The 26,790-nt window shown below is 56.8% G+C and carries 27 protein-coding genes, 2 pseudogenes and 1 other annotated feature; of the genes and pseudogenes, 18 read left to right on the forward strand and 11 right to left on the reverse strand.

What is annotated here, in order from left to right:
* Nucleotides 1-337: 337 nt before the first annotated feature.
* The 10 genes and pseudogenes from HGP16_RS21195 (at nucleotide 338) to HGP16_RS21235 (ending at nucleotide 7,563) form a co-directional block, all read left to right on the forward strand.
* Nucleotides 338-2,167: a tetratricopeptide repeat protein gene (locus HGP16_RS21195; protein WP_168879641.1), complete on the forward strand. Its 1,830-nt coding sequence runs from the start codon at nucleotides 338-340 to the stop codon at nucleotides 2,165-2,167.
* Between the two features lie 265 nt (nucleotides 2,168-2,432).
* Nucleotides 2,433-2,636, forward strand: a complete 204-nt coding sequence (locus HGP16_RS21200; RefSeq protein ID WP_168841975.1) for a transposase — start codon at nucleotides 2,433-2,435, stop codon at nucleotides 2,634-2,636.
* Nucleotides 2,637-2,672: 36 nt separating this feature from the next.
* Entirely contained in the window at nucleotides 2,673-2,867 is a 195-nt protein-coding gene (locus HGP16_RS21205) for a hypothetical protein (protein ID WP_168841976.1), read from the forward strand.
* 110 nt (nucleotides 2,868-2,977) lie between these two features.
* Nucleotides 2,978-3,283, forward strand: coding sequence for a hypothetical protein (locus HGP16_RS21210; RefSeq protein ID WP_168841977.1), 306 nt, complete (start codon nucleotides 2,978-2,980; stop codon nucleotides 3,281-3,283).
* A 132-nt stretch (nucleotides 3,284-3,415) separates the two neighbouring features.
* Nucleotides 3,416-3,679, forward strand: a pseudogene (locus HGP16_RS34720) (hypothetical protein); the annotation flags it as partial.
* 89 nt (nucleotides 3,680-3,768) lie between these two features.
* Nucleotides 3,769-4,213 (forward strand): annotated as a pseudogene (gene tnpA, locus HGP16_RS34725) (IS66-like element accessory protein TnpA).
* On the forward strand, nucleotides 4,210-4,563 hold the full coding sequence (gene tnpB, locus HGP16_RS21220) for an IS66 family insertion sequence element accessory protein TnpB (protein WP_168841978.1): 354 nt from the start codon (nucleotides 4,210-4,212) through the stop codon (nucleotides 4,561-4,563). The pseudogene tnpA (HGP16_RS34725) and the gene tnpB (HGP16_RS21220) overlap by 4 nt, the downstream one beginning before the upstream one ends.
* A gap of 64 nt (nucleotides 4,564-4,627) precedes the next feature.
* Nucleotides 4,628-6,280: an IS66 family transposase gene (gene tnpC, locus HGP16_RS21225; protein WP_168841979.1), complete on the forward strand. Its 1,653-nt coding sequence runs from the start codon at nucleotides 4,628-4,630 to the stop codon at nucleotides 6,278-6,280.
* Between the two features lie 72 nt (nucleotides 6,281-6,352).
* On the forward strand, nucleotides 6,353-6,493 hold the full coding sequence (locus tag HGP16_RS34730) for a colicin E3/pyocin S6 family cytotoxin (protein WP_168842025.1): 141 nt from the start codon (nucleotides 6,353-6,355) through the stop codon (nucleotides 6,491-6,493).
* Between the two features lie 302 nt (nucleotides 6,494-6,795).
* Nucleotides 6,796-7,563 (forward strand): hypothetical protein, encoded by a 768-nt coding sequence (locus HGP16_RS21235; RefSeq protein ID WP_168841980.1) that lies wholly within the window; start codon nucleotides 6,796-6,798, stop codon nucleotides 7,561-7,563.
* A 107-nt stretch (nucleotides 7,564-7,670) separates the two neighbouring features.
* On the opposite strand, the gene tnpC (HGP16_RS21240) is transcribed toward HGP16_RS21235, so the two are convergent.
* Genes tnpC (HGP16_RS21240) through tnpA (HGP16_RS21250) form a run of 3 tightly spaced genes read right to left on the reverse strand, consistent with a single transcriptional unit; the run spans nucleotide 7,671 to nucleotide 10,083 of the window.
* Complete coding sequence (tnpC, locus tag HGP16_RS21240) at nucleotides 7,671-9,251, reverse strand: IS66 family transposase (protein WP_168841981.1); 1,581 nt, start codon at nucleotides 9,249-9,251, stop codon at nucleotides 7,671-7,673.
* A gap of 51 nt (nucleotides 9,252-9,302) precedes the next feature.
* Complete coding sequence (gene tnpB, locus HGP16_RS21245; protein WP_168841982.1) at nucleotides 9,303-9,656, reverse strand: IS66 family insertion sequence element accessory protein TnpB; 354 nt, start codon at nucleotides 9,654-9,656, stop codon at nucleotides 9,303-9,305.
* A complete protein-coding gene (gene tnpA / locus HGP16_RS21250; RefSeq protein ID WP_205926810.1) occupies nucleotides 9,649-10,083 on the reverse strand; it encodes an IS66-like element accessory protein TnpA in 435 nt (144 codons plus the stop codon). The genes tnpB (HGP16_RS21245) and tnpA (HGP16_RS21250) overlap by 8 nt, the downstream gene beginning before the upstream one ends.
* Before the next feature lie 96 nt (nucleotides 10,084-10,179).
* On the opposite strand from tnpA (HGP16_RS21250), the gene HGP16_RS21255 reads away from it, so the two are divergent.
* The 5 genes from HGP16_RS21255 to HGP16_RS21275 all read left to right on the forward strand — a co-directional run bounded on the left by HGP16_RS21255 (nucleotide 10,180) and on the right by HGP16_RS21275 (nucleotide 17,269).
* Nucleotides 10,180-10,674, forward strand: a complete 495-nt coding sequence (locus HGP16_RS21255; protein ID WP_246703624.1) for a maturase — start codon at nucleotides 10,180-10,182, stop codon at nucleotides 10,672-10,674.
* 132 nt (nucleotides 10,675-10,806) lie between these two features.
* Nucleotides 10,807-13,941 carry a xanthine dehydrogenase family protein molybdopterin-binding subunit gene (locus HGP16_RS21260; protein ID WP_168841984.1) on the forward strand — a complete coding sequence of 1,045 codons (3,135 nt, stop codon included), beginning with the start codon at nucleotides 10,807-10,809 and terminating at the stop codon, nucleotides 13,939-13,941.
* Nucleotides 13,938-14,462: a (2Fe-2S)-binding protein gene (locus HGP16_RS21265; RefSeq protein ID WP_168841985.1), complete on the forward strand. Its 525-nt coding sequence runs from the start codon at nucleotides 13,938-13,940 to the stop codon at nucleotides 14,460-14,462. Before HGP16_RS21260 ends, HGP16_RS21265 begins: the two co-directional genes overlap by 4 nt.
* On the forward strand, nucleotides 14,455-15,444 hold the full coding sequence (locus tag HGP16_RS21270) for a hypothetical protein (RefSeq protein WP_168841986.1): 990 nt from the start codon (nucleotides 14,455-14,457) through the stop codon (nucleotides 15,442-15,444). Before HGP16_RS21265 ends, HGP16_RS21270 begins: the two co-directional genes overlap by 8 nt.
* Before the next feature lie 214 nt (nucleotides 15,445-15,658).
* Nucleotides 15,659-15,714, forward strand: a sequence feature (sul1 is cis-regulatory element that is thought to sense ions involved in sulfur or methionine metabolism; They are found in Alphaproteobacteria).
* 67 nt (nucleotides 15,715-15,781) lie between these two features.
* On the forward strand, nucleotides 15,782-17,269 hold the full coding sequence (locus HGP16_RS21275) for a SulP family inorganic anion transporter (protein ID WP_168841987.1): 1,488 nt from the start codon (nucleotides 15,782-15,784) through the stop codon (nucleotides 17,267-17,269).
* Between the two features lie 299 nt (nucleotides 17,270-17,568).
* Here HGP16_RS21275 and HGP16_RS21280 read toward each other — a convergent pair whose 3' ends face one another.
* Nucleotides 17,569-18,420 carry a DUF4336 domain-containing protein gene (locus HGP16_RS21280; protein WP_168841988.1) on the reverse strand — a complete coding sequence of 284 codons (852 nt, stop codon included), beginning with the start codon at nucleotides 18,418-18,420 and terminating at the stop codon, nucleotides 17,569-17,571.
* Nucleotides 18,421-18,606: 186 nt separating this feature from the next.
* Entirely contained in the window at nucleotides 18,607-18,957 is a 351-nt protein-coding gene (locus tag HGP16_RS21285; protein WP_168841989.1) for a hypothetical protein, read from the reverse strand.
* A gap of 752 nt (nucleotides 18,958-19,709) precedes the next feature.
* Here HGP16_RS21285 and HGP16_RS21290 point away from each other — a divergent pair.
* On the forward strand, nucleotides 19,710-20,021 hold the full coding sequence (locus HGP16_RS21290) for a hypothetical protein (protein WP_168841990.1): 312 nt from the start codon (nucleotides 19,710-19,712) through the stop codon (nucleotides 20,019-20,021).
* 38 nt (nucleotides 20,022-20,059) lie between these two features.
* Here HGP16_RS21290 and HGP16_RS21295 read toward each other — a convergent pair whose 3' ends face one another.
* On the reverse strand, nucleotides 20,060-21,928 hold the full coding sequence (locus HGP16_RS21295; protein ID WP_168841991.1) for a chloride channel protein: 1,869 nt from the start codon (nucleotides 21,926-21,928) through the stop codon (nucleotides 20,060-20,062).
* A gap of 255 nt (nucleotides 21,929-22,183) precedes the next feature.
* On the opposite strand from HGP16_RS21295, the gene HGP16_RS21300 reads away from it, so the two are divergent.
* On the forward strand, nucleotides 22,184-22,681 hold the full coding sequence (locus HGP16_RS21300) for an invasion associated locus B family protein (RefSeq protein ID WP_168841992.1): 498 nt from the start codon (nucleotides 22,184-22,186) through the stop codon (nucleotides 22,679-22,681).
* A 250-nt stretch (nucleotides 22,682-22,931) separates the two neighbouring features.
* On the opposite strand, the gene HGP16_RS21305 is transcribed toward HGP16_RS21300, so the two are convergent.
* The 3 genes from HGP16_RS21305 to HGP16_RS21315 form a co-directional block, all read right to left on the reverse strand.
* Nucleotides 22,932-23,072, reverse strand: coding sequence for a hypothetical protein (locus HGP16_RS21305; protein WP_168841993.1), 141 nt, complete (start codon nucleotides 23,070-23,072; stop codon nucleotides 22,932-22,934).
* A gap of 148 nt (nucleotides 23,073-23,220) precedes the next feature.
* Nucleotides 23,221-23,496 (reverse strand): hypothetical protein, encoded by a 276-nt coding sequence (locus HGP16_RS21310; RefSeq protein ID WP_168841994.1) that lies wholly within the window; start codon nucleotides 23,494-23,496, stop codon nucleotides 23,221-23,223.
* Nucleotides 23,497-23,573: 77 nt separating this feature from the next.
* The gene (locus HGP16_RS21315; protein ID WP_168841995.1) at nucleotides 23,574-24,923 is read right to left on the reverse strand and encodes a chloride channel protein; all 1,350 of its coding nucleotides are present in this window, start codon (nucleotides 24,921-24,923) and stop codon (nucleotides 23,574-23,576) included.
* 330 nt (nucleotides 24,924-25,253) lie between these two features.
* Here HGP16_RS21315 and HGP16_RS21320 point away from each other — a divergent pair, with 330 nt between their 5' ends.
* Nucleotides 25,254-25,676, forward strand: a complete 423-nt coding sequence (locus tag HGP16_RS21320; protein ID WP_312867330.1) for a MarR family transcriptional regulator — start codon at nucleotides 25,254-25,256, stop codon at nucleotides 25,674-25,676.
* A gap of 87 nt (nucleotides 25,677-25,763) precedes the next feature.
* Here HGP16_RS21320 and HGP16_RS21325 read toward each other — a convergent pair whose 3' ends face one another.
* Complete coding sequence (locus tag HGP16_RS21325) at nucleotides 25,764-26,063, reverse strand: hypothetical protein (RefSeq protein WP_168841997.1); 300 nt, start codon at nucleotides 26,061-26,063, stop codon at nucleotides 25,764-25,766.
* 13 nt (nucleotides 26,064-26,076) lie between these two features.
* Nucleotides 26,077-26,490, reverse strand: a complete 414-nt coding sequence (locus HGP16_RS21330) for a response regulator (RefSeq protein WP_168841998.1) — start codon at nucleotides 26,488-26,490, stop codon at nucleotides 26,077-26,079.
* Nucleotides 26,491-26,790: the final 300 nt, after the last annotated feature.

Genomic DNA, 26,790 nt, shown 5'->3' on the forward strand with positions numbered 1-26,790 from the left:
ACATACTGCCTTCAGATTGGAGGGGCTCGTCGGGGCAAAATCATACATTGAGGAGCTTCGCTATTATTTGCGCACAGACGGCGAATCCAAATATGGAATCGCCGCCGCCGACATCGAGCGCCTCGATATCACGCGTTGATCCCGCCATCACTTATTCTGGGACCTTATGACGAGCTTGAAGAACGCGTACCCTCACCCGAAACAAGGACGTCGCGGCACTCACACGATCCAAAGCCATTCGAGGTTTGGTGTAGTGTGATCCCAGGCCTGTCAGCACTTTCAGGACGTTAAGCGTTTCGTCATGGCTACAATTATGCACCCTCTCCAGAAAATCTCGTTGTCATTGTTTTTCGTTGGCGTCGCTTCGGCGTCCATTGCAGCTCCCTCTGCCAATTTGAATATCGCGGCCGCTTCGCTTTTCATGGAAGTGCAATTCAGCGAGACGACTGGAGGTGAGGCCAAGCGAGGTGCGGAGCCATTGCCCCTTGCACCCTCGAACAAGAACACGCAGCTCCTCACCTTAGGCGATCAGCAGGCGCATCAACACAAATGGGACGACGCGCTCGCCACTTACCGGGCTGCGCTGCGGGAAGATCCGTCATCGGTCGCTCTGCGGGAAAAGATATTCTCCGTCCTGCTCATTCAGAAAAAATATGAAGACGCCATCGCCCAGGCTCAACAAGCGATGTTGCTGATGCCTAAATCGGCCCAGCCGCATATTTGGCTAGGGTCCGTTTACATGCTTCAGGTCGATTTCAAAAAGGCCGAGGCCGAGATGAATCAAGCGGTCCAACTCGATCCGAAGGCCTCGCAGGCCCATTGGTATCTTTGGTTAATACTGGCGACCCTAGGCAAGACGGAGGACGCCGTCTCCGAATTGAAGACCGCCATCGATACCGATCCGACGCACGCGATCGTGCAAAATCCAGCGCTCCGGAACGCTCGCCTTGGGCTCCCAGGTCATATCGATTATGAGGATATCGCCTATCGTGAATGGGTTCGCGTTGATCCGGAGAATGTGGCGGCACATCTCACACTGGCCCGCCATTTGTCGCTGAGCGTTTCCGATGCCACAAAGGAAACGCTGGCAGAATATCGCGAAGCACTTCGCCTTGATGGCAACAACGTCATCGCCCATCTCGGCATCGCCGATAACTCGAGGGGATCACCCAGCGCGGACGCTGAGGCCATCGCACATTACCGCGAAGCAATTCGCCTCGCTCCTGGAGATCTGGATGCCCGAATTCGGCTGGGTGTTAAACTCAAATCCGCCAGAAAATATGAGGACGCTGCACGAGCTTACTTTGACGCGATATCAGCGTTTCCGAACGCCTATGAGCCGCACTTTTTCCTCGCCAGTCTCTATGAGGGTGAGAAAAAATGGAATGAGGCGCTAGTTCAATACGAGGCCGCGACGAGGCTGCATCCGAAGCATCATGCCTATCACCGAAGCGTGGCCGATATCTACCAGGCTCAGGGCAGATCCAGCGAAGCTATTGATGAATATCGGCTCGCGGTTGCGCAGGATCCCGCCGATACGTCGGCCAAAGACGGATTACAGAAGGCATTGCGCGCGACAGGGCGCATTGCCGAGGCAGATGCCGCAAACGCTGAGGATATCGTTCGTATCAAAGCCGACATTGCTCGCAGCCCCGACAGTGCTGACAACCATGACACGCTTGCCAAAGCTTATTTGCAGCAGGGTAAGCTTGAAGATGCTATCGCTGCGTTTCGAGAAACCGTGAGGCTACAGCCAACCTTCTCTAGTTATCACGAAGATCTCGCAATTGCCCTGCGCGACCATGGTAATGTGGACGAAGCGATCAAGGAATTGCGCGAGGTCATCCTTCTCGCACCAATGTCGCCGAGACCTTACGTCGAACTATCTGATTTGTTGCTGCAGTTGGGCAGGTTGAATGATGCTGTTGAGAACTACAAGACGGCGATCAAGAATGTGCCGGAGGACTCCTCCCTTCACGCTAATCTGGCTCTCTTGCTTGAGACAATGGCCGACCGCGAAATTGGCGATCAAAAATTTGCGCTGTTGCGCGAGGCCTGCGCTGAGCTGATTTCTGCCAGTAAATTGCCTTTCGCTGGAGCAGATCTCGACTCACGGCTGCACAAGATCGGTCTGTCACTTGGTTCAAACGGTCGTTGTGCAATGTAATGGGATTTGATCTGAACTGTTCAATAATGATCTGCTCCAGTGCACGAGAACCGTGCCAACGCCTGACTGACCGCCTTTTGACCGCCGCTGCGCGCTGCAGATTATCCTGCACTGTGCTACGCGCAATTCCTAACACGACGGCAATCTCACGCGAGCTGGTTCCGCTTGCCGCAAGCCGCAGCGTAACCGGTGTTCCGCTCCCACGTTGCCCTGTCTGGACTAATCTGTGATCGGCTTTCCATGGCCGAGCAACGGGAGTTTCGCCATGGAGAGTACATTGGAGCTTCTCACGACCAGGAAGACTGGGCGTGAGGTTCATCGGCATTGGCCAGACGACATCAAATCACAGATCGTTTCGGAAAGCCTGCGGCCAGGCGCGATGGTGAATGAGGTCGCGGAGCGACACGGTTTGAAGCCGAACCACCTTTCCACCTGGCGGACAATGGCGCGGCAGGGCATGGTAGGATAAAGCTTTCCAAGAACGGAGTGTTACTTTGAAAGTTCGGTGATTGAGCAAATTTCGCTTTTGGAGAATGTTTTACCTGTTGATCGCCGCGAAATGGTGTTCGGGCGTGCGTCGGCTAACTCATCTCTGCCGGCGCAGATCGAAGTTTTCAATCAAATGGCAGAGGAGGCAAAAATTGCTGAAGAAAGCTTAGGGTTTTTCGCGCAGAGCGCGCTGCTGGAGTGGTGCGGATAGGAGATGATGGCTTTGAGGAGTGGGCCTGACTTGGGTCACATCAGCGAATATCGATTCCCACAGAAGACAACGCGCAGACTACATAAGCGGGCTGAAATAGTGGGTGCGCGATGAAATTAAATAACCTATCCAAGAACGATCTTGAAATTATCAAGGATTGCTTGATCTTTTCGGAAGATGAACGCGTATTTCCCGGGTGGGAATTTGAAACGCTATTTGGAATTTCACGAGAGCGATTCAGCGCAGTTTCAAAGGAGTGGCCTGCTGTAGATTCAGAGAGCCAGGATGTTGATATGGCTGTTATCGGCTGTCTTAACAATATACTTGGATATCTTCACATGAGTGACAAGGATTGGAAAAATAACTTCAGTTTCACTCCTAATGAGCTTTTGAAAATACTGAGAAATATTGAGTAGGTTCGGTTAATTATCTCTTCGATTATTTTTTATATACTTTCACAGCGAAGTACTTCTCATTCCTTACAGGATTTTAAAATTCGATCGATTGGTGTGCCATAAAGAGCGCGCACATTAATACTCAGGCTGGAAACCTTAACGGTAGCCGATATCGACACGCATTCGACCTGGAAGGCCGAAACCTATGGGGGTGGGATCGGCACTGGCGGGCTCACGATCGCTCCGCCCGTCAAGGCTGGCCAAAACGATACAGGCAAAGCGTATTCCGCCATCGGCGAGAATATCGGCATCACGATTACCGATCCGGCGCATCAGATGCAGGACATCGGCACGATCCGTCGCGATACCGAGAACACCAATACTTCGCTGCCTAGCCTGCCGGACCTGCAGAACATCCGTAAGCGCCGTCTCTGTCCCATTGGGTCTGCTGCTTTTTGAGCATAGCTGCGCATGCGAGAAGTCTTCCAGTCGTATCTGGAAGCTGAATGATGGAAGATGGATTTATTGGCCGCTACGAAGTTGTGGAGCCGCGCCGCGGTAACCGGCGTTGGCCGGATGATGTGAAGTCTCGCATTGTAGCGGAGAGCCTTGAGCCTGGTGTGCGCGTGGTGGATGTCGCGCGTCGTCACGGCGTTATCGCAAACCAGCTTTCCGATTGGCGACGGCAGGCGCGTCAGGGTCTTCTGGCGCTGCCTGCGGAACTGATGCCGGCCCGATGATAGCCGCTTACTCGGGCCAGCTTTTGTGCCACTCGCGATCAAGAGGGAGCCGCAGGAGGCTGGCGATGCTTTGCCAATCCAGGAGCCGGCGGCAGCCCCGTCGGGGATCATTACGTTGGAAATCGGCTCAGACCTTGTGATGCGGGTTCCCGGCGATGTGCCGGTTGAACGTGTGGCGGCTCTGGTGCGAGCCATGCGAGGGACGGTATGATCGTCGCGGGCCAACGCCTGCCTATCCTGATTGCAACGCGGCCGGTGGACTTCCGCTGTGGGCATCAGGCGCTGGCTCTGATGGTGCAGACCGAGTTGAAGCTTGATCCGCATTCGGGGGTGACGGTGATCTTCCGGTCGAAGCGCGGGGATCGCCTGAAGATCCTGGTGTGGGATGGCACCGGAATGGTGCTAACCTACAAGATTCTTGAACATGGAAACTTTGCCTGGCCCAAGGTTCAGGATGGAACGATGCGTCTTTCCAGGGCTCAATACGAAGCCTTGTTCGAAGGGCTGGATTGGCGACGGGTTATGGCGCAACGGGTAACAGCGCCGACTGCGGCAGGATGACTCAGCCGTCCTGTTTTTGTATTGTTTTATTGGGTTTTTCTGCTTCGATTTGCTATGAAGCTGCATGTCGCAGCCGATCGATCCTAGCCAGTTCCCGGACCTTCCACCCGAGGTGGTCAAAGCCTTTGCGGCGATGCAGTTCGAACTGTCGGTCGAGCGTGCTGCACGTCAGCATGAGCAGGCTGTGGTGGCCGAAAAGGACGCGTTCATCGCCGAGTTGAAGGAACTGATCGAGAAGCTTGAGGGGCAGGTTCACGACTATCGGCGCACGAAGTTCGGGCCGAAATCGGAAAAGCTCGATCCGGCGCAGATGGAACTGGCGCTGGAAGACCTTGAAACGGCGATTGCCGAAACACAGGCGCGGATCGCCGCCGTCGAGAAAAAGATCGAAGCCAGCGCATCCGATCCGGAAAAGGTCGTTCCTCGCAAGGAGCGTAAGGCCCGTGCGCTGCCCGAACACCTGCCGCGGGTCGAGAAGGTGATCGAGCCCGAGAGCATCGTTTGTCCCTGCGGTTGCGGCAACATGGTCCGGATCGGCGAGGATCGGACGGAACGGCTCGACCGGGTTCCGGCGCGCTACGAGGTGATCGTCACGATCCGCCCGAAATACGCATGCCCCAAGGGTCGAACGGGCGTCGTCCAGGCCAGAGCGCCGGCGCATCTCTTGGAAGGGAGCTGGCCGACGGAAGCCCTTCTGGCTCAGATTGCCGTCTCCAAGCATTCCGAACACATGCCGCTCAACCGGCAGGCCGAAGTCATGGCGCGACATGGGGTGCCGATAGACCGCACGGTCCTTTCCGATTGGATGGGGCGCACGGGCAGCGAAATCGCACCGGTGGTAGACCACATGGCTGAACGGCTGCTGTTTGAAAGCACGCGGCTCTATGTCGACGAGACAACAGCTCCGGTTCTTGATCCGGGGCGAGGCAAGACGAAGACCGGTTATCTCTGGGCCGTGTTGCGTGACGACCGCGGCTGGAACGGTTCTGCACCGCCGGGCGTGGTGTTCCATTATCGACCTGGGCGTAAAGGCGAATATGCCGCTGAAATCCTCGACGGGTTCAACGGCACGATCCAGGTCGATGCATACGGAGGCTATTCTCATCTGGCCTCGTCGGACCGGATGGGTGGCGACCCCTTGAAGCTGGCTTTCTGTTGGGCGCACGGGCGCAGAAAGCTGATCAAGGCCACGCCAAAGAGTGGATCGCCCATCGTCGACGCGGCGCTGGTGCGGATCGCCGCGCTCTACAAGATCGAAGCCAGTATCCGGGGCTCAGATCCCGAACATCGCCGGGCAGTTCGACAGGACCTATCCCTCCCGCTGGTGGACGAGTTCTTCACCTGGCTGGCAGCGCAAGCCAAGCGCGTCTCACGCAAGTCCGATCTCGGAAAAGCCCTGGCCTATATGCTAACGCGGCAGGACGGCTTCCGGCTGTTCCTGGACGACGGCCACGTCGATATCGACTCCAACCTGGTGGAAAACGCGATCCGCCGACCCGCCATGAATCGCCGCAATGCGCTCTTTGCGGGCCACGATGAAGGGGGCCGCAATTGGGCCCGGTTTGCCAGCCTGATCGGCACTTGTAAAATGAACGGCGTTGAGCCTTACGCCTATCTGTGCGACCTCTTCACCCGCCTCGCAAACGGCCACCTGGCAAAAGACATCGATGCCCTCATGCCCTGGGCCTATGCCGCACGCATCAAGGCCTCACAATGAGCTCGTCAGATACTATCGGGTGAGCTCACATCCGGCCCTCCCGCAAGACTATCAAGCTGCTGCAACTGATAAATCAATGGGTCGTGGACGGCGCATACGCATGGAGCGTTAGAGAAATATGATAAAACTGGGAAGAAACATTTAGGTGAATACGATCCTAAAACTGGAAAGCAAACAAAGCCCCCGAAACCTGGTCGAAGTACAAAAACGTGAGGTGCGCGATGGGAATTTATTTCGTCATTAACATGTTCCAAAGAGAGGGCGCTAAACTCATGAACATGTTACAGCTCGAACACAGTGATCTTCAATTTCTTCGGGAAACGTTAAACGTACCTGATGAGGATCCGTTCCTATATGGAGAGTATCAAATTAACGCAGAAGCTAACGAAAAGCTTTTTCAACGATATGGGTTTAAATTGGACCTGGAGAAGTATGACTGTTTCGCGGGTTATAAGTCATCCTAGCCAACATCAAGGCCCACAAGGGTCTAAAGGGAGCATACGGCCCTCTGCCTGATGACGATTCTTCGGATAAAACCGCGAACCCAACCAGGTAAAGGGGCCGTTTATCTCGATGTGATCCTAGCCAGATATATAGCCGACGCAGTCGACAAGGGCGGCTCGATACCCGCCGCGATCGACGGCGCTCTTGCACAGATCGCCCGAACCAATGCAGGAACGGCTGCAATCCTAGAAATCGCGGGAACCGTAGGCGTTGCCTCTCTATGCAATGTTGGCACCTCAGCCTGCATTGCCGCGATCGCCACCGCAATGAATAGCGCCAACCATTTGCATGGCTATACGGAGACGCTAATAACGGGCAAGGAAGCCGATTCACTTCTGGTCTCGGCCTTTAAGAAGCAGAACTATTCCGACGAAGAAGCGCAAAAGATCCAGGCCGCGATCGATCTCGGTCTCGTTGCAGCGAGCCTGGTTACCGCTGGTGGCGAGGCAGTTGCCATCCGCTTCCGGGTCAGTGACGCTGCTGATAGCAGCGTGCGTTCCGCCGTCAATAATCTTGAACTGAATCCGCAAACAGGGGAGTTTGTAGCGGGAGGCGTAGGAGCGCCTAACAATCCGCTCAGGGCAGATGCAATTGACCGGAATGGCAACCGCATGCTGCTCGACCAGGGCCAAGCACCAACATGCGGTCATAATTCCTGCGGTATGGTATTGGATACCTTGGGACGGTCTTTCGATGTGGAAGCGATGATCGCTAAAATTCCGCCTACGGACGAGGGGATTTTTTCTCAGGATGTTGCTAAACTCTTAAAAGATCAATAAGTTAATGCTTCGGCTTATAACTTTAGAAGTAAGCGCTATTTTCCATGCGCATTGGCGGCTTCGTCACGGCTAAATCGCCCTCGTATCGGGAGCGGTATGCAGCTCTATTAGGCCGCGGAGGTGCCGGAGAAGTTGAACGGTAACAGGTCGCCGATATCGGCAATCTCGTCGCGCTGCGGCAACGCGTTGAGCACGTGGCGCAGCCAGGTGAGTGGGTCGACGCCACAGGCGCGGCAAGTCAGCATCAAACTGTAGATCACGGCGCTGGCCTTGGCCCCGTCGGCGGTATCGCTGAACAGCCACGATTTTCTTCCGGTCGCAAAAACTCTGATCTCGCGTTCCAAAATGTTGTTATCGATCGGCATCCTGCCGTCGCTGGTATAGCGTGTCAGGTAATCCCATTGGTTCAGAGTGTAGGACACGGCATCGCCGAGCTTGGTATCCGGCACGACCTTTGGCGCGATATTGTCGAGCCACGTCTTTAGGGCGTTCAGGACAGGCAAGCTGTGCTGTTGCCGGAAACGGCGAATGCAGTCGGCCTGCGTTTCACCGGCGTCGGGCTTTTTGTCTCGCGCCTGCTTTTCGATCCGGTAGAGCTGCTCGAAGAACCGGAGTGCCTGCTCCGGCGGTCCGCCTCCATTCTTCCTGGTTTTGAGGGCCTCGACGAAGCGCCGCCGGGAATGGGCCATGCACCCGACATGGGTTGCGTTATCCAATGTGCGCCAGGCTGTGTAACCATCGCTCATCAGTATGCCGCGATAGTCACCGAGGAAGGTCTGCGGGTGTATCTGGCCGCGGCCGGGCTGATAATCGAGCAGTACGATCGGCTCTTCACTGTCCTCGTCGCTGCGATAGGCCCACATATACGACGTGCTGGTGGCTTCCTTGTCCTTTTCCTTCAGCACCTGAACGGTTGTCTCATCTCCATGGATGATGGGTTGCGATCGGAGCCGCAGCTTCAGCGCGTCATAGATGCGGTGCAGATGCTTCTGGCTTGAGCCGATGACCCAGTGAGCGAGAGCGCCACGGCTGATCGGAACGCCGGCCCGCTCGAATGTCTGAGCCACGCGGTAGAGCGGGGTGCCGTCGACGTATTTATGAACCAGCGCGAAGGCTAGCGTCGAGGCAGTGGCGATGCTGCCTGGCAGGGGTTGCGGCGGCATTGGAGCGATCACGACCGGCGTGTTGATCCCGGTGCGGTCGCAATGACGGCAAGCGTACTTGAACCGCACATTCTGCAGGACCTTTGCCTTGACCTCGATATGGAGCTGCTCGGTAACGGCCTCGCCCATACGATGCATTTGGCCGTTGCAGCAGGGACAAGCCTTCTGAACGTCGGGAATGTCATATTCGACACGCTCGCGCGGGAGGTCTTCCGGCAGAGGCCGGCGGCCGCGCTTCTTTCCCACGGCGCTCTCAACCGGCGGCAGGCCTGTGTCCGGGAGATCGACAACGTCATCACCGTCATCTTCGTCTGCAGCCTGTTCGGCTTCGTTGAAGAGGCGATCGATGTGCTTTTCGCTGCGAGGGGCAAAGCGATGCAGCCTTGCCAGTGCCAGCTCCTCTTCCAGCTTGACGACCCGTCGCGAGAGCGCGTCCTTCTCGGCTTTAAGCGCAGCGATTTCGGCAGCATTTGCCGCCAACTGCGCCATCAGCTCTGCAACGCTTGGTTCGCCGGTCCGAGTCATCAGATTCTTGAATCTGAACCGCCCCTGCGCGTCAATCGCAATTCGCCATTCTCAGCCGGCGATCTGATATTGCCGCACCGGATGGCGGATCATCGCATCGATATCGATACCGTCGAGTATCCAATGCAGTTGTTCTGTCGTCAGCATGACCACCGGCACCTCACGGCGTGGCCATCTGAACTTGTCCTCTGTCAACCGCTTCAGGACAAGCACGAAGCCGGAGCGATCGAAGAACAGCAGCTTCACCCGGTCGTGACGGCGATTGCAGAAGGCAAATACCGCAGGCGCAAATGGATCGAGCGCCATCGTCTCCTGGACCAGAACCGCAAGGCTGTTGATGCCGGCCCGGAAGTCGATTGGTTCGCGATGCAGATAGACTTGAAGATCAGCGCCAAGCTTAAACATGGCCCAGAGCTCCGATTATCGCCGTCAACGCGCTGATGTCGCTGCACTCCAGCGACAATCTCACACCATTCGGCAGTGATGCGCTCACCTTCGCTGGAGAGGACAGCGGGCCGCTCCTCTCCGCCGTCGGTAATCGCTCTTCGCGATCCGTGGCAGGCATCTCGATGTCGAACTTGCTGCTCGCGGCGGTGATTTGAACCGGAATAAAGGACGATGTCGAAGACGGCGATAATGGACGGGCCTGGGTGTGTTTCCGTATCCATTTCCAAACGAGGTTTGCGTTGACCCCGTGATCGCGCGCGAGTTTCGATACCGACGCGCCAGGTTCAAGGCAGGCCGCGACAAGGCGGTCTTTCGAACTTTGATCGAAACGGCGTCTCCCATTCCGACCAACCAGCCGCACGGCGAATTTTTGACCTTCATTCATAACTAGGTGTCCACCTCTTTTAGGCGGACACCTCATGCCAAAGCTCACTCAACTAAAGAAGGTGCGGAGAAACTCGCGCTTACGCTTGAGGAGTTCATGCTGTCGCTCCATCCGGACAAGACCCGCCTGATTGAGTTTGGCCGCTTCGCTGCAGTCAACCGCAAGCAACGCGGGCTCGGCAAACCGGAGACCTTCGCCTTCCTGGGGTTCACGTTCATCTGCGGGAAAACACGCAAAGGGCACTTCCAGCTTATGCGGAAGACCCGAGGCGACCGCATGCGGGCGAAGCTCAAGGACATCAAGGCGGACCTGCGGCGGCGGATGCACTGGCCGATCTCCCACCAGGGAAAATGGCTGAGGCAGATCGTCGGCGGGCATTTCGCCTACTTCGCGGTTCCAACGAACATCCGGGCGCTCACCGCGCTTCGGTATCGGGTGATTGGTCTCTGGCGGCGATGCCTACCGCGGCGCAGTCAGAGGGCCGACGTCACGTGGGAACGGATCGTGCAGTTAGCCAACAACTACCTACCCAAGCCTTGCATCCTTCATCCATGGCCAAATGTACGCTTCGCCGTCAAACACCCAAGGTAAGAGCCACGTGCGGGAAACCCGCCCGCGTGGATCTATGCGGGGGGGGGCGCCCAGTAATGGGCGTCCCTACCGCGATACGCCAAGCGTAGCTCATGTCGTGGAATATTGGCGCGTCATTCCCCGATCATCGGCATGATCGCGTTCGCCAGGTTCATAAACCCGTCAAATGGCCAGCTGATGTCGCAATTCGTCTTGACTTACTTATGGGTGCAAATATGGTGTCGAGGCGAGTTCGATTGCACGCTTGCCGGGTGGCGTTTCCTGCAGCGTAAGTGCTTATACAAAAGCACTTATACAAAAGCATATGTCAACGATACGCGTCGTTGGCATTCGTATCCCTTACACCTCGTCTTCGTGCAGTCCGATCGGCTGAAGTGCCCAAAGTCTCTTCACTTTATTGGCGAGAGGTGCGCGATGAACGATACGACTTTCCAAAACCTTCATATAAGTTCATCCATTAAGCGACGCCGTTTCCTGCAAGGTGCGGCAGGTCTTATAGCGGTTACCGTCCTTGGGCCGCCAATGAGAGCCACCGCCAGTCAGTCATCAAGCAATTCGACAGGCGTGCAGACACCTGTTCCCGGCGTGGCCAGTGAGCGGATCGACGGCCGCGCGAAGGTGACCGGCCAGAAGGTGTTTGCCCGGGACTTCAATTCCGCCGATATGGGATGGGCAGGGGATCAGTGGTACGCGCTCTATCTGCCGGCTCTGACGACCGAGCACAAATTCCTGAATGTGGATTTGAGTTACCTGCCTGATGATGCAAAGCCAAAACGGGTCGTGCTCGGCAATCAGCTGAAATCAGCGGTTAGGTCTGCTCCGTTGGCTCGGTATCGTGATCTGCAGGTCGAGGCTGAGGCAATCGATCAACACAAGGGACTGACGGAGCTCTTTAAAACGCCGCTTGCCGCGTCTGTCCAGGCCTTTGCCTCAAAGGGATCCTCGTCGGTAGAATTCGATGTCATCGTTAAGCCCGGCAACGTTCCGAATTTCCTCGGGCAGGCGGTCGCCTTGCTCATGTTCGACAAGCGGGAGACTTATCGGGCGGCAAAGCGCTACATGCAATTCAACGACGCCAGCTTTCAGGTGTACGCGTTGGATGATGCGTCTTCACAGGGCATGGGCGCGCCGTGGTCGCCTCAAACGACCTATGTAAAATACTTCGAGGATAGCGAAACCTTCAGCTATGCCACAGCCGATCCAACAACCTATCAGCAGAACGTTCCCACCTATCGCGACAAGATCAACCAATATCTGGCACAGAATCCGGATCTGATCCGCCAGCCTTTCACCGTGGACACGCAAGCCATGGATCCGATGTTCATGGAGCCGGAAAGTGGGCTCGCCTATTATGACACCAAGTCTCAAAGCCTGTCTCTCGTGCTCGGGACACAGTCGCCGGACGGCGATGTCTCGAGTGCTGCATCCATGTTCAGCGGTGCGGACTCGCCCATTGTCGTCAAGGAGGTCGTACTCCACAGCTGCTACCCCGGCGGCGGCTTTGGTGGCCGTGACAGCTCGCCCTTCTCTCAACTATTGGCTTTGACCGCGGCATTCTCCGATGGAGTTCCCGTCAAGCTCGCCCATGATCGTTTCGAACAGTTTCGCTACGGCCTGAAGCGTCCCGGCGCCGCGATCAAGGGTGAGTTGGTTGCCGGACCCGACATGAAGTTGCGCTTGGTCGAAGCGACAATGAATTTCAATGGAGGAGGGCTGCGCAACCTCTCCCCTTATGTTGCTAATCTGGCGGCGCTCTGCGTAGGTGGATCTTATGAACTGCCGATGGCAAATGTTTTCGCGCAGTCAAAGCACACTCAGGATATTACCGGCGGCTCTCAGCGCGGATTTGGTGGCCCGGAAGCCTTTCTTGCGATCGAGACGGCGCTCGACGATATCGCGGCATTCAAAGGCTGGGATCCGATCGCGTTGCGGCGCGCCAATATTACCGACACCGGGGGCCGAACCATCGTCGGCGGTCCGATCGATCAAGAACTGCGCCTCGCGGAGATACTCGATCGAGCGGAGGCTCATGCCCTCTGGGCAGACCGGGAAAAAATCAAGGCTGACTATGCCGCTCGCGGGCTGACCTACGGCACGGGCATAGCGTTGTCCATGCAGGCTTATGGCACGTCTGGCGACGGAATGGTCGCAGCTGTCCTGGTTGATCCCGACGGTAAGTTGACGGTCCAGTCCGATGCCGTCGACATGGGAAATGGTTCGGCAACGACGTTGGGCGTGGTCATCGGGCCAATTCTCGGCGCGAATGCGTCTGACGTCGACATGGGTGGCTATCTCCTGTTCGGTCAAACCGGACTGACCACCAAGAGCAATGGAAGCGATTGGAATAATCCGCACTGGACGGCCAAAGGCGTTGGTTCCTCTTCCGCCTGTCTGACTGGCCTCCATCAGGTCCACACCGTACAGCAAACGGCGCTTGCCTTCATGCAAGCCAGTATTCTGCCCGCAGCTGCAGCAATCTGGGGGCTGCAGGATCTTGGTCTCGACGATGTCAAATGGGACAATGGGCGGTTGGCCTTTGTCAATGGTGGGACCGAGCCGATAACGTGGGCTGATCTTGCAAAACTCATCTACAGCAAGGGCCTGCCGAGGGGAGCGCTCGGGCACGCGTTCATTCAGGGAAGTTGGGTCGAGGCTGACTTTGCAGGGCCGGGCGGCAGCATGCATTTGCAGCTCGACGGTTTGTCCTTCTATTTGCCAAACGCCAAGGATCCGACGTTTGTCGGTCGAACGAACACGAAGCCGCCACCCGCAATAGCACAGCGCTACTCCCGTTATGTTTGGGCACCTTGTGCAAACGTCATCGGGCTGACGGTGGACAAGGCCAATGGCTCGGTAAAGATCGAGAACGTCCTTTCTATCCTCAACGCCGGCAGATTGCTCGTGCCCCAGCTTGTCTCCGGACAAAGCCAGGGTGGGATCGCGATGGCGATCGGCTATGCGTTGATGGAAGACATGCCGAACGGCATGGCGGGACCCGCTGACGGAACCTGGAACCTGAACCGCTATCACGTGCCCCGTTGGAGTGATGTGCCATTAAACACGGCTTATGAGGCGGGCAAGCGTGCGCAGGAGCTGGTGACATTGCCGGAGAGTGCTGGCGACCGTGGTGCAGGCCGCGGCATTGCGGAGGCGGTGATGTGCTCCGTTGCACCAGCGATTTCCAATGCCCTGCATGACGCATTGGGCCGTCGTTACACATCCCTGCCGATTACGCCGGCGAAAATTCTGGAGGGACTGCGAGCATGACGATTTCCTTCAAAGTCAACGGCATCGCTCATGAGGTGGATTCGGCTCGCGCGGACGATCGGCTGATCGACTTCCTTCACGACGATCTCGGCCTAACCGGAACCAAATTCTGCTGCGGGATAGGCATCTGTCGTGCCTGCACAGTAGCTTCCATCCACTCGCCCACCGAAGCGGCGACACCGGTCATCAGCTGCTCCACCGCACTGGCGATGGTCGATGGCACGGAGATCACCACGATCGAAGGCATCACGCCAAACGAAGGATTGCTTCCTATTCAGGAGGCATTTCTGCAGGAGTTCTCGTTTCAATGTGGCTATTGCGCTCCCGGCTTTGTCATAGCATCACAAATCTTTCTGGATGGGCTGCGGCAGCTGGGTAGTTTGCCAAGCGATCTCGATGCGGCAATCGAACAGGCCGTCGGTTCCCATATCTGTCGCTGTACCGGCTATGTCCGTTATTACGACGCCATCCGCAAGACAGCCGAAGCGATGTTCGCAAAGGAAGGTTCGCACAATGGCTAGCTATCCTTTCAATCGCCAATGTCTATCCCTTCTATTGTTGTTGTCAGCCGGGCAGCTGCTGGCAGGCAATGCGCGGGCCGATCAGGCCGACGCGGGTTCGACCAGGGAACTTTATGGTGCGGAATGCCGCAAGCAGGTGGGGGATATCCCCGAATTCTCCTGTAGCGATGGGGTTCCTGTGCCGATTACCGTCGATGGCAAGAGCGTGCCGGCAACGAAGAACATGACGTGCGATCGGCCGGCCTTGCTTCCAAATGGAGCGGAGTCTGATGGGCAATGCGTGCCGAACTCCCGCATCCTGTCCCTATCAACGAAGACCATGCAGATCGCGGTCATGTGCCGGCAAAAGATCATTCGACCGGCGGACAAAATGGAGTTCGATGAAATCGATATCGTGGCTCACAACCCGACAACAGGTGCTACTTGCTGGTTTCAGGCGGAAGGGAAGCCCAATCAACCCGTGAGCGGCGAGAAAGTGCCGTCTCCGACATCCCAGCCTCCAAGCGAATTTTGGAACACGCCGGAGACCACGTTCAAAGGCGGCTGTGGAAGCTGCCACGACAACGACCCATTCATGTTCTCTCCGTTTGTGGGCCAAGTCTGGAACCATATGCCCGTGAACCCCTTCGGCCCATACTATCATGTGGATCTTACTTCCCCTCATCGGATAGGTTTCAGCAGTTGGCCAACCCAGGCCCTCAATCCGACCGACAATACGTGCCTTGGCTGTCACCGGATCGGTATCGCGGAAACGTGCCGACAACTGACGGACGAGATGACTGGGCGTTTTCCCGAGGGGGCCGATGATTGGGCAAGTCGCTTTCCGGGCTCGCATGCAATGCCGCCGGATATCGGCATCACGCAGACCAGCTGGAATGCAATCTATAAATCCTCTGTGGATCAGATCAGATCGTGCTGCCAGAAGCCTGACCAGCCGGCATGTCGCGTAACTTCGATCCCCGCCTATCCGCCACCGAACTAAATGATTGCCCGCTCCGACGGAAGAGTGAAGGGTTTGCAGCGCCGATGGCCTTTCGCATGTCGCGGCCGATTTTTTCCACCTCCTTGACGATCTGCTTCAGGGTTTGCCGGTTCTCGTGACGAGATCGACGCTGCTGCCGAGAACTGGGTTGGAGTACATTGTACGCAATACTGTATTGCGCCGCATCATTTTGTCGGATACGAACAAGCATCCACAAGGACCCGGTGAGACCCCGGGTGGCTCTTCTGGCCGCCGATCCGCTAGACAACACAGCAACGCAACCTTACCTCCCAGGGCCGGCCCTCCGGTCGTTGCATTCAACTGTGAAATTTCTCCAATGCGATCTCTTTCAAACTACCATCACGAGTGGTTCTCCAACATTCGTGCCGATATTCTTTCGGGTATTGTCGTGGCGCTGGCGCTGATTCCGGAGGCCGTCGGCTTCTCAGTGATTGCTGGTGTCGATCCTAAGGTCGGACTGTTCGCATCTGTCGCTATTGCGTGCGTGACGGCAATTTGCGGCGGCCGGCCGGCTATGATCTCGGCGGCGACAGCATCGACCGCCGTGCTCATGGGGCCTCTCGTGCGCGATCACGGCATACAATACCTCTTTGCCGCAACCATTCTCATGGGCGTGCTGCAGATCATTGCCGGGATGCTGAAGCTCGGGCGGCTGATGCGGTTCGTGTCACGATCGGTGATGACCGGCTTCGTCAATTCGCTGGCGATCCTAATCTTCATTGCGCAGTTGCCGCAGCTGATCGGCGTGCCCGAGATCACATATCTGCTGATCGCCATTGCGCTGGCGGTGATCTATCTCTTCCCGTACGTTACCAAAGCCATCCCGTCGCCGCTGGTGGCGATCGTCGTCGTCACTTGCGTGACGCTCGGCTTCGGCATTCATGTGCATACGGTCGCCGATCTCGGCGAGATGCCGACGTCGCTGCCGCCCTTTGCGTTTCCGGCCATACCGTTAACATTCGACACGCTCAAGATCATCTTCCCCTATGCGGTGGCGCTTGCGGCCGTTGGCCTGCTGGAATCGCTTCTGACGGCGCAGATCGTGGATGACTTGACCGATACGCCGAGCAACAAGAGCCAGGAATGTGTGGGGCAGGGGGCCGGCAATATCGTCTCGGCTTTCTTCGGCGGCATGGGCGGCTGTGCGATGATCGGCCAATCGGTCATCAACGTGACCTCAGGCGGCCGCGGGCGGCTTTCGACCTTCGTCGCCGGTGCCTTCCTGCTGGTGCTGCTACTCGTGCTCGACGATATCCTGCGCATCGTGCCGGTGGCAGCCCTCGTTGCGGTGATGATCATGGTGTCGATCGGCACATTCTCGTGGAAGTCGATCATAGATATCAAGCGGCATCCCGGCACCTCATCGGTCGTCATGCTGGCGACGGTTGCGACCGTGCTTGCCACGCAGGATCTCTCCAAGGGCGTCGTGGTGGGAGTGCTGCTGTCCGGCATCTTCTTTGCCCGTAAGGTGGCACGGCTCTTTAGCGTGAGGCGGCTTGAGGATCCCGTGAGCGGTCTTGTGACCTACAGCGTCGAAGGACAGATTTTCTTCGCCTCGGCTGAAAGCTTTATCGGTGCCTTTGAATTCGGGGATACGGCAAGGAAGGTGATCATCGATGTCAGCAAGGCGCATCTTTGGGATATCACCGCAGTCGGCGCTCTCGACAAGGTGGTTATCAAGTTCCGCCGCGCCGATGTAGATGTGCGGGTGCTTGGCTTCAACGACGCGAGCGCAGACATGGTCGACCGCTTCGCACTACATGACAAGGATGAGCGGGCCGCCGCCAGTGCTTCTCTGCACTAATCCATCGCGATGTTGTCGGGTGCTTCATGCGGCCGGCAACATTTCCGGCCTCGCTTGGTTTTTCTGCTGGCCAAATTTTGTGTGGTCTTTTCCGCCGCATATGGAGAAGATGTGGGCAATGCGGCAAAGGCACCCACCCACGCATAACGCCTCGCGACGGACTGCCATTCAGGTGACGTTCGGGCGATTCAAGGAGAGCGTTTCGCCAACCATTTCGAGAGGCGAGGGCTCCAATAGAAACAAAAAACGTTTGGTAAATGGGTGAGCCTCCAGCGCCTCATCTAGAGCAAGGTGCGACGCTATCCAAGCAACCAAGCAAATGCGCGGCGCAGTTCCTGGGCGCCGTCAGCCTCGTACCAGCGCCCGTGCGCCAGGATAATACGCTCCGGATTCCACTCGATCATCTGTTCTACAGCAGTTTTGAGCCGCCTGCGGTTTCGCAGAAATGTCATTCTCATGTCTCTGGGCATGCTGCCATGCGGATCCTGCACACCGCCGAGCCATGTTAGCCAGCGCATGAGAGAGCCATTGAGCCGACAGAGTTCAAAATTTTCGATCAGGTCAGTCAGCACCAATGTACGGCTAGCACGATGGAAAAATTCGATCTCAGTCATGAAGCTGCCTTCAATGGGCAGGGTGATGAGTTCCTGATCCCAGGGGTAGCCGTTCGTCGATGACAGTGCATGTGCGGTAAAATTGATGCGCCCCTTGGACTGTTCATGGATATAGGGAGCAAGATAGATCTGCGCGCTCGGATAGGCATCTCTCCAATCGGGGATCCACCAATAGTGAATGCGGTTCGGTCCTACGATCCAGCGCGGAGAGCCCAAAACTTCCAATTCCTTCTTTAGGTGGAGGGATAGAGCCGTTGGCGAATGAAGGAAGAGTCCATCGGCAAGCCTCATCACAGTCATTCGCGTCGGGAATGACATCTTCGGCCATGGCATGCCAAATCGAATGAGCGGACCATCCACAATCCAAACATTCTCGGCAACCGGCTTCAAGATGCCAATCGGCGGATAAGTTCCTTGGGGGCACAAGACAAAGCTCCTCCTCCTTGCGCTTAACTTCGGCAAACGGACGCGGGTATTACCCAGTTCCAGCCGCAGCGGCAGTTCGGCCGCCAAGCGCAAGAGATTGGTGATCGACATGGGCGCTTCTCGGAAGGCCGTGGGCTATTGAATACCGCCAGGGCAGGTTGGATGAGCCGATACGAAGCTGTCTTGCTTGCCAAGAGTGGCGTTCGAGAAAGCAAATTGTCGTTGTTATGTGGCACGACCGAATATCCGCTAACGATTGATAAGCCCCCTCCGCATCCATCTATTGGCAATGGAAATTCATTTCTCGAAACGGCTGTTCCGGGCATCCCAAAGATCGTCATTGTCGAGAATATCGAGAGCAAGGTCATCTTCATCGAGTTCGAGATCGCTGAGAACAAGAAGGTGGCTGCCGTGACGTAAGTCTCGCAAGAGAGCGCTCCTGTCGTCGTCCTCGAAAAGCAATGTCGCGAGCTTGTGCCAGAATCCGTTCTCCTCACTGGTCGCGAACGCTATGGCATCGGCTCCCGTCAGCACCTCGATCTTTGTCGGAGAGATGCCAACGGAAACCAGACGCTCAATCGCCTCGTTTGCACTGGCACGGTCATCGAAAAGCGCCGCTATTGCATTCGTCTTTTGCTTTGGCGCCATCGGTAGCAAACCTGTCCACACTGCGAGGTGAGAGGCAATTTATATCACGTCATGATATACTTCGTACAGATCGATCACAATCCGCAAGGAATAAAAATCATCCGAATCCAGAACTCCAAAGCGGCTTGTCCGATAGGATGCCATGCCAGCTTTCTTCGCCGGCGACAACGCAGCGCAAGGCGAGACAATCAAGTCGCGTCGATTTCAACCGACTATCAGCGTGGCCCTTTCAATTTATATCATACTATGACATATATTATGGAGAGGAGCGGAAGGAAGAGCGGTCGGTCCGGCCAGTGAAAGACGGGGCGCTTAACCACGGAGGAGTTTCTGGTGGAACGACTTGATGCGAGAATTGATGGTTCAATACGGCTTGATCGTGATGTGCGGTTTTACGGAATAGTCACCGGAAGTCTCACGGTCCCAAGGGGACGGACATTCGAACTTCACGGGACGATTTGCCATGATCTCATTGTCGAACCCGGCGCAATCGTCGTGGTCTATGGCATTGTCGGTGGAGTTCTGAGAAACGAGGGCGGTGATGCTCGCGTCTTCGGTTCCGTTGGATCGGTGATGGACTCTGACGAGACGAGGCCGACGGATCTGTCGTCTCGAACCACTGCCGCGCGAACCGGATAAGAGCTGCCCGCGCCCATGATCAGGGCGGCTGCAACTGATCAGCTCAACGACTGGCCGGCCGACGTTTGCAATCCGAACTCCTCGGATCCTTATCAACCCCTGGGTATTTGAACATGGCTGAGGTGGTGCACTTCAAACCGATAAAAGCGCGATCCAGACGACGGCGCGTTGAGGCTGCCGGCCGTGAGGCGAACTCCCGCCTACCGGAATTGCGTAGTTCATCGAAAGTTCAGACCAATGCCAATGTCATAGGAAGCGATCCGGAAACAACGCCCTCCGTGATGGCCCTTTTAAAGACGGTCGTTGTGCCTATCGTCATTTTGCTTTGCTCAATCGCAGCTTTCGCTATCTTCGTCGCCCATGTCAGCGGGCAACCTGGCTATTCGGCAAGGAATAACGTGTCGTCTCCTTCGTTGGTCGAATAGTCGGCTCAAGCCCGCACGGAAAGTCAACGATCACTGCTTCATCTGGGATAGATCTTGAGACCGTCAGCCACCGAATTGGCGACGTGTTCTCTGGTAATAACGCCAACGACGTCGGCTTCTCGCGGGACCCCGTGTCCACCAACAACCACGGCCATGAACGCGTTCCTGCGCCATATGCGCTGAATAACCTCGGAGGCGATCATTTCGGTCCCGACGATGGTAAAATCGCGGCTTGCGATGTCGCCGAGGCTTACGCCCGTATGCCGCTCCTCCAGGCCGCGTCGTAATCCCGTATTGATGCGTATGACACCAAACACATGGCCGCCCTTGATGACCACGACGTGGCGAAGACGCCCCTCATCCTCGTGCTGGCGCAGGAACTCATCGAAACTTTGCTCGGCTTGCAAGACCAGAATATCGCTGTCCATCACTTCGCGGGCATGACGCACGAGAAACATGTTGGCATGCAGTGCCTTGGGTATCGGCTGTCCCCGGCGGACCAGCTTAAGCGTGTAGATGTTCTCTCGAGAAAGCAGCCGCCGGACACCGACGCTCGTGGCAACCGCAAGGATCATCGGCATGACGATGTCATATTCCCGGGTCATTTCGAATGTCATGGTGATGGCGGTCATCACCGCACCGGTGCCGCCGCCGACCATCGCGCCCATGCCGACCATGGCAAACGCCGGGATGCTGACCGGAAGCGGAATTCCGAGCATCTGAACGAGAGCCGCGAAGCCGCCGCCGATCGTTGCGCCCATGAAGAGCGATGGCGAGAAGATGCCACCGGAAGACCCCGCACCCAGACTGGTTGATGTCGCGATCAGCTTGCATGCGAACAGCAAGGCCAGGAGCGACAGAGATGTCATGTGCCCAACCAGAATGCTCTCGATCGTCGCGTACCCAACACCATCGACATAGTATTCGCCGAGCGAGTCAAAGAGAACGTACATGAGAAGGCCGAGAATCCACATACCGAGGATATGGCGCGTGTAGCGGCCCGGGATTCTGTCGAAACAGTCTTCGGCCAAATGCAGGCCGCGAATGAAGGCTGCGGCCGCGACGCCGGTCAATCCGCCTAGCGCAGTATACAAAACCAGCAGAACAATCGCGCTTGCGTCCGTCGTCAGCGCCTGCAAGGGCGGAACCAGAAACGCGGGCTGCTGACCGATAAACCAACGCCCGACGAACGTTGCGGCTCCCGTGGCGATTGCTACCGGCAGAAAGGTGCTGACGCTGACTTCCGGCATCATCAGCTCGATGGCAAACATGACGCCGCCGATCGGTGTATTGAACGTTGCCGCGATACCCGCGCCGGCGCCCGCCGCAACCATGACGATGCGCTGGCCGATCGGCATGCGAATGATCTGCCCAAGGGTCGATCCCAGTGCTGAGCCGATTTGGATGATGGGGCCTTCGCGGCCGACCGACGAGCCACTTCCAATCGCGACCGCAGAGGCTAGCGATTTCACAACAGCGACAATCGGCCGGATCCGGCCTTCGTGATGATAAATGGCGTTCATGACCTCCGGAACGCCGTGTCCCTTGGCCTCAGGTGCGAAGTTGCTGACGAGAAATGTTACGACAATTCCCCCAACGACCGGCGCGCCAATAACGAATACACCCCATCGGCTGGGTGCGGTGAAGACGTTTGCATCATAGACGATTGATAAAGTGCCGTTGAAGAACAGGTTGTGTAGAAGCGCGATCAAATCGCGAAAGAGGACCGCCCCCAACCCCGTCACGATGCCCAGGCCGAGTGCCAGAGCCGACAGCAGAAGCAAGCTCAACGGCAAGTCTTCGCTATGCTCCCGCTCACCATTCTTTGAAACGCGTCGGATAAGGGCATTGTCGGTCGGCTGAACAGCCTTTCCATAATCAAGGTCCGGATTCTCTGCTTCGACCATGGGGCGTGCCTTTTGGTGGACTGCGCGGTTTGTCGTTTCGAGGCCGATGCAAACCTATGTGCCGATAGGTGGATCATCGGCATGCATATATATCATGACATGACATAAAATTCGAGCTATGAAAAGCCACCGATTCGCTTCGGCGGATCGGGTCCAAATCAATCTTGAAGGAAATTGTCCGCGGCGAGCCACGCACCGGATATGCGCGTGCTAGCTCGGGCCGGACCTCCTTGACAGAGGAAATGATAGGAAACGATGACTGTCAAAATTCTTGCAGCCTCTCTCGTGCTCACCATGTCCGCAATCACCGCAGCTCACGCGGCAGCACCCGTCCGGATGGACCAGTTCGGAGCATGGGGTGCGTTTTCGTATAAATCAGGTGGCGATACGAGTTGCTATATCCTGTCGACGCCGACGGTCCAGATGCCCGCCAATGTGGATCATGGCGACAATTTCTTCATGATCGCGCATTCACCGGGAAAGGACTACGTCCCGGAGGCAATGGCGGGTTACGATCTCAGGCAAGGTGCGCCAATGACGGCCGTGATTGGCGGCAAAGCCTTTGCGATGTTCACCCAGGACAGGCACGGCTGGGTTCAGAACGAAGCTGACCAGCCGTCCATGATCCAGGCGCTGAAGTCGGGCGACAAATTGGAACTGCATGCCACTTCGAAGCGGGGAACCGCCACCAGCTATTCCTATTCCCTCTCAGGCATCACCGCCGCGTTGAAACGGATCAGCGCCTGCAATTAACGTCTAGTAATTTCTCTCACTGGACAACTGCCCGGGGGCTGATTGTGGCGTTTGCCTCACTTAGGCCGGCACAAACATGATCCGCTACGCCCGTGCATCTAACGGAGCCCAGACCTCGATCGCTATCATGTCACGCAGGTCTGGGCTCCGAGCCGACGGGCTCGCATTAAGCTGGCGCACCGAGAATCCAAACACGCAAGAAACGGCCCCAAATCGGTCTGCTGCCGACGGGGCGATTAACGAGATCACCCTAGACCTTGGTGATCTCGCCGTATTTTTGATGGCTTTCTGCCATCGGGCCATAGAATCGCATCAGAAGACCAAGTGCAGTCAGCACGATGAGAAACGCGCATACTAAAAACATTATTCTGCGCGTGATCTTGCCTGTCATGAACGATCATCCACTTCCATTGAACAAAACCATCAACTGAAAGCCGCTGAGGGCTTTAATATTGTATTTTCAGTTTCATCTTCAGAACGAGAGATGCTAAGTTGCGCGAAGATGACAATCTATGATTGCTTCTTCACAGGGCGAAAGACTATTCGATCTTGTCATCGAGAATCTTGTTTCTATCGACCTTTACGATAACTTTTTCGGGACGCTCTCCTTCCTTATCCAGGAGAAAGATAACTATGCATTTATCCTTGGTTGAGCGAAAGGACAGGAGCCGGCCTTTTGTTTTGATCAGAACCTTCTCTACGACATCCACGCAATCGAGCGGTTGATCCGAAACGAAAGTCGGCTGGGGCGCTTCAACGTGCAACGAGATCGCAGCGACTGGGCAGATCACGGTTGCAGTCCAGAATGAGGTCATATCGTTGAGCTCCATTCCCGAGGTGCGTTGACACTTGTCGTTTGCAGGGCCTTGCTCGACAGCCCCTTCCGAGCCAACTAGGTGTGGGACATATTTCTTTCCGTGCTACGCCGGGCGCGGATCGCCGCTGCGATGAAGACGCGCGACAGGCCGTGATAGAGCGGCTCGCGCGACAGCAGCCGCGACGTCACATAGCCGATCATCGACACTGCCATGATCGGGATGACGGCCTGATGATCGCCCGTCATTTCCAGGATGATGACGAAGGCGGTCATCGGCGCCTGAACCACGCCGGCGAAATAGCCTGCCATGCCGAGAATTGCCGCAAGCGCCACACCGCCGCCGACCAGCGTGCCGACCGTGCTGCCGAAACCGGCGCCTACGGCAAGCGACGGCGCAAAGATGCCGCCGGGAATGCCCGAGATCATCGACAGGAAGCTCGCCAGCAGTTTTTCGAGGAAGAAGAGTGCGGGCAGGGCATGCCCTTCGACCGCGCTGCGGGCCTGCTCGTAGCCGGTGCCGAAGGTCTGGCCGCCAGAGAGCACGCCGACGGCGGCAACGACAAGGCCGCAGAGGCCGGCAAGGATCAGCATGCGCTTGAGCGGCTGCGGCTGTGCCCAGCGGCGGATGCGGATGCCGGCATAGAGTGCCAGCCCGCTGAAGGTAGCGCCGAGCGCGCCGCCGCCGACACCACAGATCAGCATGACGATCCAATCCCGAAACATCATTGGGGCGGCATCGGCCGTGCCGAAATAGTTGTAGCTGCCGGAAAGGCCGAGTGCGGCAAGGCCGGAAAGAATGACGGCGGTCAGAACGAGGCCATTGGCGCGGGATTCATAGGTGCGGCTCATCTCCTCGATGGCAAAGACGATGCCGGCAAGCGGTGTGTTGAAGGCGGCGGCGATACCGGCGGCGGAACCTGCAAGGATAAGCCCCTTTGCCTGCGCCATGCCACCGAAGCGGGCAACCGCCAGCATGAATGAGGCACCGACCTGCACCGTCGGCCCCTCGCGGCCGATGGAGGCGCCGCTCAGAAGCCCCAATATGGTCAGCACGATCTTGCCGAAAGCCAGCCGCAGCGAGAGCAGCTTCGTGCGATCCTCGTCATGATGCAGATGCCGCGCAGCGATCGCCTGCGGAATGCCGCTCCCTTGCGAATTGGGAAACAGGGTCGCGGCGAGATAGGCTGATAGCACGAAGCCGAGCGGCGTCAGCAGCAGCGGCAGCAGCCACATCCATTCACCCGATTGAGTCACACCGGTAAAGGCGCACTGCGCCAGATCGGCAAGCTTGGCAAAGCCGACGCTGATCACGCCGATCGCCAACGCGCCCGTCCAGAAGACCAAACGCGGCCGCCAGAGATTGAAAGAGCCCCAGATGACACGGGAACGACGGATTAATTTCGGTCTGCGGAAGTGCGATGACATCATTTGCTCAAGGAAATATGGAAGCGGCAACTGCCGGTGCTATATGTCACGAAGTGATATAAAATACGAGACTTTATTGACGTGCCGAATTCGGATCAGAGCAATCAGGACGCAACGTTACCCGATTGAGGAGACTGAAGACGAAGCCAAGCGATATCGCCTTGTCCACGCTTGACGGGCAGCAGCGACATGTAGGTTGAATATCACGGCTACCGTGCGCGCTTGCCAGTCGTGGTGTGCGTAAAATATATCGTCTCGAGACATATATAGGAAAGAATGCGCATGCGCTCCGACAAGCGGCCAAGACGATCTCATAAACGGGTATTCGAGGTGAACGAGCCTCTGGATCCCGACGTATATCAAGGTCTTGCCGGCGTGCGGCTTGCCATGAGGCGGTTTCTTTCCTTCAGCGAGGCAGCACTTTCCGAAGTGGGCGTGACGTCGCAGCAATATCAGGCCTTGCTGGTGATCAAGGTTGCCCCGACGGGCCGGGTCATGATGCGGGAGCTCGCCGAACAGATGCTGTTGCAACACAACGGCGCGGTTCAGCTGGTAAACCGGCTGGAGGCCGCAGGCCTCGCGATCCGCATACCGTCCGAGGAAGACAAGCGCAGCGTCTTGATCGGCCTCACTGAGATTGGCGAAGAGTTGCTTGAGCGATTAGCGGCGATCCATCTGAAAGGCATGTTCGAGAATGAGGAACTGCTGGTTGAATCCTTAAGGCGGCTTCGGCGCCTGTCGCGATCCGATTGATCAGCGCCAAATCCGCTCTTGGCCGAACGGGTCCAACCGCGGCCGGCACCAGAGCGCAGTCCATGACGCAAGATGGCCCGAAGCACACTATTGTTTCACCTTGCGGTCCTCCAGCGCGCGGCAGACTTCCTCCATCATGATGTGCGCAGCATTCATCACGGCCGGGGAGAGCGATTTGCCGCGGCGTGCATCCCGCCCGGCTTCGATCAACCCTTTGAGTTCAGCCATGTTTTCGAGGAGACTGGACAGCCTGTGCTGCAACTCGGCCGGCAGCTCGCCAGCCCTGGCGATTTCCATCTGATCGTGTCCATCTGGAATCCCATGATGTTGCAGCAACTGCTCGAGGCGCAATGAAAGAAGGCTGAGAGATTCGCGCGTCGCATCCATGATGCTGGCCTTCCTAAAGCGGGCCGCGTCTGTCGCACGTAAACAGGCGTAGTGCTGGGGGATGAGCTACCAGTTGATGCTTGTAAGTCGACATAAACTCAAGCACCTGCTTGATTGTCGCCGGTTGCGCGGGCTTGGAGATGACGCCGATCACCCCGAAAATGCCATCGGCAACAACCTCCGGATTGGCCGTCACCATGACGACGGAGATACCGAATTCGCCGGCCAGAAACTGCCCGATGCGCGGCCCGGTCGCGCCGTCTACGAGGTTAACATCGACAAGGGCGAGATCCGAATGTGGCGCCAGCCGTTTTGCGCTATCGAAGCTGTTGGCTATTCCGGACGTCACATATCCCAGATCATGTATCATATGCTGGAGATCGATTGCGATGAGCGGATCATCCTCAACAATCAGCACGCGTTGCATTTTTCCTTACCCCACCCTCTATCGCAGATTTGCTACCCTTTATGCGCCCACGTGCGATCGGCATCGCTATCCACGTCTCACCACCCGGCCGAAGCAATGAAATAGCGTCACAAGATCCCCGAAATTTTCCATATATTCATCCCCTATTCAGAATCGCTAAAAATCACTTTAGTTCAAAATATCATGATATGATACAAAGTGCGAGAAGAAAGCGGTCAAGCAGCTGCCTGCGAACACGTGCTATTCCGAACCCATCAGCCAACCAATCAAGCGGAATTCCCGATTCACAGATTGCGAATT

It is taken from the genome of Rhizobium sp. P40RR-XXII, from assembly GCF_012641405.1.
Lineage (GTDB): Bacteria > Pseudomonadota > Alphaproteobacteria > Rhizobiales > Rhizobiaceae > Rhizobium.